Annotated in this window: 10 protein-coding genes; 2 read left to right on the forward strand and 8 right to left on the reverse strand. The window is 68.5% G+C overall.

Annotated elements, in window-relative coordinates; genetic code table 11:
- The coding region (locus KDH83_RS03075) for an MFS transporter (RefSeq protein ID WP_212312700.1) at positions 1 to 1,332 on the forward strand (1,332 nt) is incomplete at its 5' end.
- A 13-nt stretch (positions 1,333 to 1,345) separates the two neighbouring features.
- Positions 1,346 to 2,224: a DMT family transporter gene (locus KDH83_RS03080; RefSeq protein ID WP_212312701.1), complete on the forward strand. Its 879-nt coding sequence runs from the start codon at positions 1,346 to 1,348 to the stop codon at positions 2,222 to 2,224.
- Positions 2,225 to 2,252: 28 nt separating this feature from the next.
- Here KDH83_RS03080 and clsB read toward each other — a convergent pair whose 3' ends face one another.
- The 8 genes from clsB to KDH83_RS03120 all read right to left on the reverse strand — a co-directional run.
- Positions 2,253 to 3,464, reverse strand: coding sequence for a cardiolipin synthase ClsB (gene clsB, locus KDH83_RS03085; protein ID WP_212312702.1), 1,212 nt, complete (start codon positions 3,462 to 3,464; stop codon positions 2,253 to 2,255).
- The gene (locus tag KDH83_RS03090; protein WP_212312703.1) at positions 3,461 to 4,324 is read right to left on the reverse strand and encodes an endonuclease/exonuclease/phosphatase family protein; all 864 of its coding nucleotides are present in this window, start codon (positions 4,322 to 4,324) and stop codon (positions 3,461 to 3,463) included. The genes clsB and KDH83_RS03090 overlap by 4 nt, the downstream gene beginning before the upstream one ends.
- A 347-nt stretch (positions 4,325 to 4,671) precedes the next feature.
- Positions 4,672 to 6,456, reverse strand: a complete 1,785-nt coding sequence (gene aspS, locus KDH83_RS03095; RefSeq protein WP_212312704.1) for an aspartate--tRNA ligase — start codon at positions 6,454 to 6,456, stop codon at positions 4,672 to 4,674.
- A 41-nt stretch (positions 6,457 to 6,497) separates the two neighbouring features.
- Entirely contained in the window at positions 6,498 to 7,151 is a 654-nt protein-coding gene (locus KDH83_RS03100; RefSeq protein ID WP_249204798.1) for a DUF502 domain-containing protein, read from the reverse strand.
- Between the two features lie 9 nt (positions 7,152 to 7,160).
- Positions 7,161 to 7,466 (reverse strand): FmdB family zinc ribbon protein, encoded by a 306-nt coding sequence (locus KDH83_RS03105; protein WP_212312708.1) that lies wholly within the window; start codon positions 7,464 to 7,466, stop codon positions 7,161 to 7,163.
- A gap of 340 nt (positions 7,467 to 7,806) precedes the next feature.
- Positions 7,807 to 9,090, reverse strand: coding sequence for a putative Na+/H+ antiporter (locus KDH83_RS03110; RefSeq protein ID WP_212312710.1), 1,284 nt, complete (start codon positions 9,088 to 9,090; stop codon positions 7,807 to 7,809).
- 162 nt (positions 9,091 to 9,252) lie between these two features.
- Positions 9,253 to 10,149, reverse strand: a complete 897-nt coding sequence (locus KDH83_RS03115; protein ID WP_212312711.1) for a hypothetical protein — start codon at positions 10,147 to 10,149, stop codon at positions 9,253 to 9,255.
- A partial coding sequence (locus tag KDH83_RS03120) for a 3-oxoacyl-[acyl-carrier-protein] synthase III C-terminal domain-containing protein (RefSeq protein ID WP_249204799.1) occupies positions 10,146 to 11,592 on the reverse strand: 1,447 nt, incomplete at its 5' end. The genes KDH83_RS03120 and KDH83_RS03115, both read right to left, overlap by 4 nt.

Genomic DNA, 11,592 nt, shown 5'->3' on the forward strand with positions numbered 1-11,592 from the left:
GTCGTGCTGGCCGCCTTCGATTCCACCATCATCAGCACCACCCTGCCGCGCGTGGCCGAGGCGCTGAACGGCATGGCGCTGTACGCCTGGGTCGGCACCGGCTACCTGCTCGCCACCGCCGCCTCCATCATGATCTTCGGCCGCCTGGGCGACATGTTCGGGCGCAAGCCGCTGATGCTGGTGTCGGTGCTCATCATCGCGCTGGGCTCGATCGCCTGCGGGCTGTCGCAGAGCATGGGCCAGCTGATCCTGTTCCGCTCGCTGCAGGGCATCGGCGGCGGCATGATGATCGCCACCGCCTTCGCCGCGCCCGCCGATCTTTTCCCCGATGCCAAGCAGCGCGTGCGCTGGATGGCGCTGGTGTCGGCGGCCTTCGCCATGGCCAGCGGCATCGGCCCGGTGCTCGGCGGCGCGGCGACCCAGGCGCTGGGTTGGCGCGCCGCCTTTTTCATATCGCCGATCGCCGCCGCCGTCGCGCTGTTCCTGCTGGCGCGCTACTTCCCCCGCATCAAGCCCGTCCACACCGGCGAGCGCCGCATCGACTGGCTGGGCGCCCTGCTGCTGGTCGTGGCCGTGGGCGCGCCGCTGGCGGCGCTGGAGCTGGGCTTTGCCAGCGGCGATCACGCCCACCCCGGCCTGGCGCTGGGCCTGGCCGTGGCGGGCATCGCCGCCATCGCCCTGCTGGTCCCGATCGAACGGCGCGTGGCTTCGCCGATCTTCCCGCTGCGCGTGCTGGCGGGCCGCGAACCGCAACTGCTGAACCTGGCGGCGATGACCGTGGGCGCGGTGATGTTCGTGCTGATCTTCTACAGCCCGCTACTGCTGCAGCAGGTCCTGGGCTATACGCCCAGCCAGGCCGGGCTGCTGCTCACGCCGCTGGTGGCGGCCATCTCGGTGGGCAGCATCATCAACGGCCGGCTGTTCCACCGCCAGACCGAGCCCCAGCGCCTGATGGTCTTCGGCGCCTGTCTGCTCGCCATCGGCACCTTGATGGTGCTGCTGATTTCGCCCGGCACCTCGGCCTTGTGGATCCTGTCGGCCTTCTTCGTGAACGGCTGCGCGCTGGGCTTCCTGCTGCCCAACCTGACCCTGTTCATGCAGATGCTCAGCGAGCGACGCGACGTGGGCGTGGCCTCGGCCCTGGTCCAGACCACGCGCGCGATCGGCAGCGCGCTGGGCACTGCGCTGGTGGGCATCCTGATTTCGCATAGTTCCGTACTAAACGGAGTGCGGACCGGCTTGGGCTTGTGTATTGTCCTGTCCCTGACCTGCGCGGTGCTCGCGCACCGGGTGAAGATGAAGAACCTGGCTTCTGCCCGGAAACCCTCCTGAGACTGGACTGCACATGCGTCGTCGCGATCTGCTGGACCTGCTGGTCCTGGCCGCCGTATGGGGCGGCTCGTTCCTGTTCATGCGCATCGCCGTGCCCGAATTCGGGCCGGTGCCGCTGATCGAGCTGCGCGTCGGGCTGGCCGCGCTGTTCCTGCTGCCGGCCGCGATCTGGCGCGGCAGGCTGCCGCTGATGGCCCGGCACTGGAAGGCCATCCTGGTGGTGGGCACGCTCAATGCCGCCCTGCCCTTCGTCCTGTATGCCTATTCGGCGCAATCGCTGGGCGCGGGCTTCCTGTCGGTGTCCAACGCGGTGACGCCCGTCTGGGGCGCCGTGATCGGCTGGCTCTGGCTCAAGGACAAACTGCCCTGGTCGCGCTCGCTGGGCCTGCTGATCGCGCTGCTGGGCATCGTGGTGCTGGTCTGGGACAAGCTCAGCTTCACCTCCGGCGGCACCGGCCCGGCCGTGCTGGCGGCCGTGTCCGCGCCCGTGTTCTACGGCATCGCGGCCAACTGGACCAAGCGCTTCCTGACCGGCGTGGACGCGCTGACCAACGCCACCGGCAGCATGGTCGCCGCCTCGCTGGTGCTGCTGCCTGCCGCCGTGATGACCTGGCCGCAGGCGCCGGTCTCGGCCATGGCCTGGGGCGCCACCGTGCTGCTGGCCGTGGTCTGTACCGGCGCGGCCTACATCGTGTTCTTCCGGCTGATCGCCAACGTCGGCCCCACGGGCGCGGTCAGCGTCACCTTCCTGGTGCCGATCTTCGGGGTGCTGTGGGGAGCGTGGTTCCTGAACGAAACCGTCACCGGCCCCATCCTGGCGGGCGCCGGCGTGATTCTGGTAGGCACCGCGCTGGCGCTGGGGCTGATCGGCCCGCGGCGCAAGCCCGCGTAGCACGCACGGCGCCGCGACGGAAAAGGGCTCAGTACTTGTCCGAGGTTCCCGTCAGCGCCACTCCGATCCGCAGCAGTACATACGACGCCGCGTCCACCCAGCGCCGCAACAGCCCGCGCCGCTGGTAGTCCAGCGGCCGGATGAAGCGGCCGCCCTCGCGGATGGCGGTTTCCAGGCGTTCCTGCAGGTCCCAGGCGAAGGGCTGGTCGTCGATCACGACGTTGGCCTCGCGCGCCAGCAGCAGGCTGAAGGGATCCAGGTTGGACGAGCCCACGGTGGCCACGTTGTCGATGACAGCCACCTTGGCATGCAGGTAGCCGGGCATGTATTCGTAGATCTCGATGCCGTCGCGCAGCAGCTGGTCGTACAGCGAACGCGTGGCGTGGTACTGCATGCGGTATTCGACCTTGCCCTGCAGTAGCAGACGCACGCGCACGCCGCGCGCCGCCGCCCTGGCCAGGGCGCGGCGGAATTGCACGCCGGGAAAGAAATAGGCGTTGGCGATGAGGATGTCGCGCCGCGCCTCGGTGATACCCAGCAGATAGGCGCGCTCGAAGGTCTGGCGAAAGCGCAGGTTGTCGCGCAGCACCAGCGCGGCGCGCATCTGGCCGCAAGGCGCCACGGCGACATGATGCGGCTTGGTCAGCCGCATGCGGTTCCAGTCGCGCGGATGGCGCCGCAGGCGCGCCCAGTTCAGCCGCACCCAAAGCAGGTCCTGGGCGTAGGCGGCGTCGGTGACCACCGGCCCGCGCACCCGGACGGCGAAGTCGAAGCGCGGCGCGGTCAGGCCGTCGGTGGGATCCAGGTCATCGTAGTCGTCGACGATGTTGATGCCGCCCACATAGGCGATCTGCCCGTCGATCACGCTGACCTTGCGATGCAGGCGCCGCAGGCGACTGCGCGACGGGATCAGCTTGGCGAACCAGCGCGGCTCGGGCCGGAAGATGCGGCACTGGGCGCCGGCGTTGGTGAGCCTGACGCGGACCTCGTCGGCGGTGGCGGCGCTGCCGAAACCGTCCAGCACCACCCGCACCTTGACGCCGCGCAGCGCGGCCTCGGCCAGGCACTGCAGCACCATCTCGCCGCTGCGGTCCAGCATGAAGATATAGGTTTCCAGGTGCACGCTGACCGTGGCGGCATCGATGGCGGCGCACAGGGACGGGAAGAAGTCCCCGCCGTTCTGCAATAGCCGGATATCGTTGCCGTCCGTCCAGTCCAGCCTGACCGGCTCGCGCTTCACGGCAGTTCCAGCTCGGCCAGCAGCGGGGAATGATCGGACAGCCGGGCCCATTCCCGGCCGCGCAGCACGCGCGCGCTGCGCACGGCGAAGCCGCGCTGGTAGATGCGGTCCAGCCTGAACCAGGGGAACACGGCGGGAAAGGTGCGCGGCGGCGGCAGCAGCAGGCGCGAGCTGCCGTCCATGCCGAGCTGATTGGTGCGCTCCATGACCGAAATGCCGTTGGGCACGCCGCGCAGCGCGTTGGTCAGCCGCTTGACCGAGTCGCGCAGCCGCGGCAGTTCGCCGCCATGGCTGCGCGGCGCGTGCGAGAACACTTCGTACAGGCCGAGCTGCTGCACGAACAGCGGCGCCAGCCGGTCGCCCCAGTCATTGAAATCGCCGGCGATGAGGATGGGATCACCCTCGGGCACCAGGCGGCGGATGCGTTCGGTCAGCGCCAGGATCTGGCGGCTGCGGCTGCCGGCGAACAGGCCCAGGTGGACCACGAAGCAATGCACGGCGCGCCCGTCCAGCTCGATGCGGGCATGCAGCAGGCCGCGCTGTTCGAGGCGGTGGTCGGAGATGTCCTGGTTCTCGTGCTCGACGATCGGAAAGCGCGACAACAGCGCGTTGCCATGGTCGGTCTGGTGGCGGATGGCGTTGCGCCCGTAGGCCACGTCCAGCCGCAGCGCCGCGGCCAGCGATTCATGCTGCGCATCCAGCAGCGACTTGTTCTCGTTGCGCCCCTGCACTTCCTGCAGGAAGACCAGATCGGGACGCAGCCCGTACAGGCCCAGGCGCAGCTCGTTCAGGGAGTCGCGCCGGCCCAGCGCCGAGCGGCCTTTATGGATGTTGTAGCTGACGACACGGATGAGCGACATGGAAGCGATGGCGCCTTACAAGACACGGAACCCGCCGGCCCGGACGCCCGCAAGCGCACCCCGACCCGACGCCGCCACACCCGGCGGCGCTTGCCAGATTACCGCATTTCAGTTGCCGTTTACCGCCCACGACGCAGCCAGAAACAGAAACGCCCCGGACAAGTCCGGGGCGTTCTCTGAAACTGCGAATAACCAGTGGCGGCTATTGAAAAGAAGGCACCAGAAAATCGAGGCACCCTCCCCGCAAGCCACCAGCGCCCCACAAGCGCAGCGGCACGGATCCGGCTCCGCCGGTCCGTAGCCGCGCCCCCTTGAGGGGGAAGCGCCGAAGGCGCTTCGGGGGTGGGCTATTTCTCTACATTGCGCAGGCGGATGTGCAGCTCGCGCAGCTGCTTCTCGTCGACCTCCGACGGCGCCTGCGTCAGCAGACACTGCGCGCGCTGGGTCTTCGGGAAGGCGATCACGTCGCGGATCGACTCGGCGCCGGTCATCATGGTGACAATGCGGTCCAGGCCGAAGGCGATGCCGCCATGGGGCGGCGCGCCGTACTGCAGCGCGTCCAGCAGGAAGCCGAACTTCTCGCGGGCTTCCTCGGCGCCGATCTTCAGCGCGCGGAACACCTTGCTCTGCACTTCCTCGCGGTGGATACGGACCGAGCCGCCGCCGATTTCCCAACCGTTCAGCACCATGTCGTAGGCCTTGGCGAAGGCCTTGCTCGGATCGGATTCGAGGAAGTCCTCGTGGCCGTCCTTGGGGCTGGTGAAGGGATGGTGGGCGGCGGTGTAGCGGCCGTCTTCCTCGTCGTATTCGAACATCGGGAAGTCGACCACCCACAGCGGCTTCCAGCCGGCGATCGCCAGGCCGGTCTTCTTGCCGAATTCGCTGTGGCCGATCTTCACGCGCAGCGCGCCGATGGCGTCGTTCACGACCTTCTCGCGGTCCGCGCCAAAGAAGATGATGTCGCCATCCTGGGCGCCGGTGCGCTTGATCAGCTCGGCCAGCGCGGCGTCATGCAGGTTCTTGACGATGGGCGATTGCAGGCCGTCGCGGCCCTTGGCCACTTCGTTGACCTTGATGTAGGCCAGGCCCTTGGCGCCGTAGATGCCGACGAACTGCGTGTAGGCGTCGATCTCGCTGCGCGACATCTCGGCCCCGCCCGGCACGCGCAGGGCGACCACGCGGCTGCCCGGCGCCGTGGCGGCGGCGGCGAAGACCTTGAAGTCCACGTCGCGCATGACGTCGGTCATGTCGGTGAATTCCAGGTTCACGCGCAGGTCCGGCTTGTCCGAGCCGTAGCGGCGCATGGCTTCGGTCCAGGTCATGATCGGGAACGGCGACGGCAGGTCCACGTCCTGCACCACCTTGAACACGTGGCGGATCATGTTCTCGAAGATCTCGCGGATCTCGAGTTCGCTCAGGAACGAGGTTTCGCAATCGATCTGGGTGAATTCCGGCTGGCGGTCGGCGCGCAGGTCTTCGTCGCGGAAGCACTTGGTGATCTGGTAGTAGCGGTCGAAGCCCGACACCATCAGCATCTGCTTGAACAGCTGCGGCGACTGCGGCAGCGCGAAGAAGTGGCCGGCGTTCACGCGCGAGGGCACCAGGTAGTCGCGCGCGCCTTCGGGCGTGCTCTTGGTCAGCATCGGGGTTTCGATGTCGATGAAGCCCAGCTGGTCCAGGAACTTGCGCACTTCGATCGACACGCGGTAGCGCAGCATCAGGTTGCGCTGCATCTGCGGGCGGCGCAGGTCCAGCACGCGGTGCGTCAGGCGGGTGGTCTCGGACAGGTTGTCGTCATCGAGCTGGAACGGCGGCGTGACCGACGCGTTCAGGATCTCGACTTCCTTGCACAGCACTTCGATCTCGCCCGAGGCCAGTTCGGCGTTGGCCGTGCCGGCCGGACGCTCGCGCACCACGCCGGTGACGCGGATGCAGAATTCGTTGCGCAGGCGCTCGGCGGTGGCGAAGGCGGCGTTGTCCGGATCGAACACGATCTGGGCCAGGCCCGCGCGGTCGCGCAGGTCGATGAAGATGACCCCGCCGTGGTCGCGGCGGCGGTTCACCCAGCCGAACAGGGTGACGGTCTGGCCGAGATGGTCACGGCAAACCTGGCCGGTATAGCAGGTACGCATGCGGGATGACTCCGTTGTGTGCTTGGTAGTAGCGTAAAGGGTTACGAATCGGCGTGGGGCGCCGGTACGGGCGGGGCGGGCCGGTCGGCGGCAGGCATCGCCGCGGCCGGGGCGACCACGCCCATGGAAACGATGTACTTCAGGGCCGCGTCCACGCTCATCTGCAGGTCGATCGCCTCGGTGCGCGGCACCATGAGGAAAAAGCCCGAGGTCGGGTTGGGCGTGGTCGGCACATAGACGCTGATGTGCTCGCCGGGCAGCTGTTCCGCCACCTCGCCGCCGGGCGTGCCGGTGACAAAGGCGATGGTCCAGGCGCCGGCGCGCGGATACTGCACCAGCACGGCGCGGCGAAACGCCTGGCCGTTGGGCGCCAGCACCGTGTCGCTGACCTGCTTGACCGAGTTGTAGATGGAGCGCACCAGCGGGATGCGGCCCAGCAGGGATTCCCACTGGTCCACCATCGTGCGGCCGATCAGGTTGGCGGCGAAAATGCCCGTCAGCAGCACCACCGCCACGACCAGGACGAAGCGGAAGCCGGGAATGTCGACGCCGAACAGCGATTCGGACGACAGGAAGCCGGGCACGAACCCTTCCAGGGTGGCGACCAGCAGACCCAGCACCCACACCGTGATGACCAGGGGAACCCAGATCAGCAGGCCGGTGATGAAGTACTTCTTGATGACGCGCATTCGCATCGCGTGGCTCTAGGAAGCCGCGGTCCCGGTGGCGGCGGGCGCGGCCGGAGCCGCGGGCGTGGCCGGCGCGGCCGCGGGAGCGGCGCTCTCGGACGAGGCCGGCGAGGACGCGCCGCCGCCGTTGCCGTTACCGTTGCCGCGGAAATCCGTGACATACCAGCCGGAGCCCTTGAGCTGGAAGCCAGCCGCGGTCACCTGCTTGGAAAAGGCGCTCTGGCCGCACTCGGGGCAAACCGTGAGCGGCGCGTCGGAGATCTTCTGCAGCACATCCTTGGCATGGCCGCAGGCGCTGCACTTATAAGCGTAAATGGGCATTTCGTGCTCCCGGGCGCGAGCCCGGCGTATCAAGAGACCGTTCCAAAAGACCGTTCGCCAAATCACGGCGGGCGGACGGCCCGGCGGTCTGGCCATGGCCCGGCCACGGACGCGGCGGCGGATGCCGCGCGCTGAAGGCAAGGCCAAAAAAATACGGGAAAGTCTTGAATTTTAGCGGTTTTTCATGAACAACCGGAGACGGCCCGGGCGGCGGGTCCCCCGGGGCGCCGCGCCCGGACTCGCCCAGGGCGCGCCGCGCCGCTTTCCGCGAGCCGCCAGACGGCTTTCCGGAAGGTTTCCAGGCCAGCCCGTGCCGGTCCCGCGCCTCCCGCCGGACCGCCTAGACCGGCAGCAGGAACATCAGCGCCGCCACCAGCGTCGGCCCCAGGGCCGACAGGAACAGCCGGCCGGACGAGATGCTGCCGTCCGGGAAATGGTTCTTCAGGATGGCGAAGCCGGCCGGATTCGGCGCATGGGCGATCACGGTCAGGCCACCGCCGGTGACGGCGCCCGCCACCAGCATGTAACGCCAGGCCTCGCCGGTGCCCTCGACCAGCGATCCCAGGTAGGTCAGGGCCGCATTGTCGGTGATGGCGGTCAGCGCGGTCGCGCCCCAGAACAGCACGAAGGGCTGCAGGCCGCCCAGCAGGTCCTGCAGCCACCATTTCTGCAGGCCTCCCAGCACCACCAGCCCGGCCAGGAAGAAGCCGACCATCAGCCCTTCCTTGATCATCAGGCGGCTCTGGTGGCGCTTGTACGCTTCCGTGAAGCCGATGAACATCATCAACAGGCCCAGGAAGATCGCGGGATGGTGCGCGGTGAGCACCACGGCGACCAGGAACACCAGGTGCACCAGCATGACCACGGCCGGCACCGGCGGACGCCGGTCCGCGCCTTCCGGCGCGTCGACGCCGCCGCCGGTGCCGACGCTGTGCGCCAGCAGCGCCTTGCGGCAGATCAGCGTCAGCAGCGCCGCGTTCAGGCACACCGCCACGGCGGCGCGCCAGCCGAAGTGCTGCAGCATGAAGCCGGAATCCCAGCCGAAGGTGGTCGCCACCATCAGCACGGGCGGCGCGGCGTAGGACGTGAGCACGCCGCCGATGGACACGTTGACGAACAGCACGCCCAGCGTCAGGTACTTGAAGCCGGCCCGGCCGCTGGTGCGGAAATAGGCGTCGCGCAGCAGGATGGCGGCCAGCGTCATGGCGGCCGGCTCGGTGATGAAGGAGCCGCCCAGCGGCACCAGCGACATGATCACGAAGAACGTGGCCAGCTCGCGGCGCAGCGGCAGCACGCGCGCCGTCAGCCGCACCAGCTGTCCCACCAGTTCCAGGATCGGACGGCTGGCCGCCACCACCATGATGACGAACACGAACAGCGGCTCGGTGAAGTTGCGCGTGTCCATGTACTCGATGGCCGCGGGCGGCCCGGACAGCGCCGCCATGGCGACGATGAGCGCGAAAGCCCACACGCCGAACACGGCCTCGACCTCGGCGAACAGGTGCCAGAAGCCCGCGTGCGGCCCGCCCTTGTGCGCCAGCCGCGCGAAGAACGGCACCGAGAACGTATGAAGGACCGCCACCGCGAACAACAGGGTGGCGATGACTTCGATGGGCTGGGGCATGGCTGGGCTTCCGTGATCAGGGGCAATGACTGCGCCCTGCCCGCCTGAAGGCACGCAGGGCAAGGGCCGCAATATAACGTAGGCCCCCGTCCCCGCGACACCGGGTCAATACTAAGACACGCGCAGCCGCGCGCGCCGGCCGGCCATGCGCGCAGCCGTCGCTCAGGCGATGGGCGCGGGCGGATCGCCGCCATCCTGCGCCGCCTTCATCTCCATCAGCAGGCTGTGCAGCATCTCGGTGGACAGGCCGTGCAACACCAGCCGATAGCCGGCCCGCAGCGTCGACATCGGCACCAGCGGATGGCTGTTGTTGACCAGGATCAGGTGCTGCGGCGCGCCCAGCAGCTTGGCCGCGTAGATGCCGATGGTCTCGTCCAGCTGCAGCGAATTGGCCGCGCGCCAGAAGTCGTTGTCGGTGAGCATGAGCTGGTACAGCGGCGTGAACAGCTCGATGGCGCTTTGCAGGTCCAGGAAGTTCAGCCGCGCCTGCGGCATGTCGTCCAGCAACAGCCCGGGATCGCGGATCATGGAGAAGTCGACCCGCTCGGGCGCGTGCATCTCCACGCCCGCCTCGCGCAGCGCGGTGTTGAGCCGGATGACGAAGTTGAACAGGTTCAGGTCGTGCTTGACGAACAGTTCGTCCTTCAGGTCGTCGATATCGCGCGGCTCCAGCGGCGTGGTGCTGACCGGCACTGGCGAATTGGCGGCGATGAAGGCCAGGATCTGCGCGCCCAGGTGGAAGTGCCGCAGGATCAGCCAGTTGGCCTCGGGCGAGACGAAGCGCTTCAGGCCCCAGGCCAGGATGCGATGCAGCAGCTTCGAGTGCGACCAGCGCCGCGGCACGAAGGTCTTGACCACCTGTATCAGCACGATGAAGGCGCGCGCCAGCGGCCGCAGGAAGGGCAGCAGGTATTGGCGCGAACTGCTGCTCGAATCCGTCAGCCAGGCTTTCTTGACCTTGTCCGGCAGGGGCGTGCTGCGGTCCAGGTACAGGGCCAGCCAGGGGCTGGGATCCAGCGGATCGTGCGCCTTGGCCAGGAACTCGGGTTCTTGCTTCATTGCGCCTCGTCCTCCATCACGTGATGGAATTGCATCAGGTAGAGCGCGGCGGTGCGGCGCGCGGTGTCCACGATGCGCCGCTCGGCGCGTCCGTCCTCGTCGCAGTCCAGCGCCAGCTCCACCGCCGCCAGCCAGCGCGCCAGATGGTGCTCGTCGTTCTGGCCATGGTATTCCAGGAAGCGGAAGGCGTCCGGCGGCAGCGGCAGGCTGGCCCTGAGCAGCGGCAGCAGGGCCGGCACGATGCGCTGGCCGGTGCCCTCGATGATATAGATCGCGCCGAGCAGGCCGATGGGATCGCGCGTGGCGGCCAGGCTGTGCAGATAGGCGTTGAGCGCCTCGCCGCCGGGATTGCGGCGCAGGGCGTCGATGTCGTCCACCGGGCCGCCGGCGTTGCGGTAGTCCTGGAACAGGATCTTGAAGTCATTCTGTTCCTCGCCCGCGTGCACGTCGATCAGCGCCGCCAGCGGCTGGTAGGCCTCGCTCAGCGAGGCCGCGCCCTCGCGCATCCACTTGCTGCCCTCGCGCACCTGCGGGATCCAGCTTTCCATCCAGGTCAGGTAGTCGGCGGTCTGGAAACGGCGCTCGCGCAGGCGCCGCACCACCGGCGTGCGCCAGACGCGCGAACGGTAGTCATGCCAGATCGAGGCCAGCTCGGTCAGCAGCTGGCCCAGGCCCTGCGGCGCGCTGTCGGGATCGTGCGGCGGCGCGATGGCGTCGGCATCGGCGCTATGCGCGTCGTGCGCTTGCGCGGCCGCCGGGCTCGTCGACGCGACGGCCCGCGCGAGCTGTTCATGCACGGCCTCGGCCTCGAACAGCATGTACGCGGTCATGAAGCGGCCCGACTCGGGGATGTAGCACAGCAGCTGCTCGCCCGGCTTGATCTCGCGCGTTTCCAGGAACTCGGCCAGCATGATGAGGATGGACGCCGCGCCGGTGTTGCCGCGCCACGCCAGGTTGCTGAACCAGCGCTCGCGCGGGATGGCCAGGCCAGCCTTGTCCAGCAGGTCGGCCACCACCGGGATGAATTTCTCGGACGAGTAATGGCACAGGAAGTGATCGATCTGGTCCGGATCCACCCAGCCGTCGCGCACCAGCTTGGCGTACTCATGGATGCCGATGTCGAACAGGTGCGGCAGCAGCCGGATGTCCTGGCGCAGCGACAGCGCGCCGTCGGCCTCGGCGTCGGTCCAGGACGGGTAGTCCAGGTGCCCGCGCTGGCGGTCGGCCGACAGGCCCAGCTGCATGCAGACCGGATAGTCGCCAGAGAACGAGCGCTGGTGCACCCACTTGAGCCGCAGGCGCACGCCGCGCGAAATGCCCGGCAGCGCGCGGCCGGAATTGCCCAGCAGCAGCGCGCCGGCGCCGTCGGACAGCATCCAGCGCAGGAAGTGCGCATCGAAGTCGGCGTCATAGTCGCGCGCCGCGAAGCGCGAGCGCTTGAAC

The sequence above is a fragment of the Achromobacter sp. Marseille-Q0513 genome, from assembly GCF_018195695.1.
Lineage (GTDB): Bacteria > Pseudomonadota > Gammaproteobacteria > Burkholderiales > Burkholderiaceae_B > Achromobacter.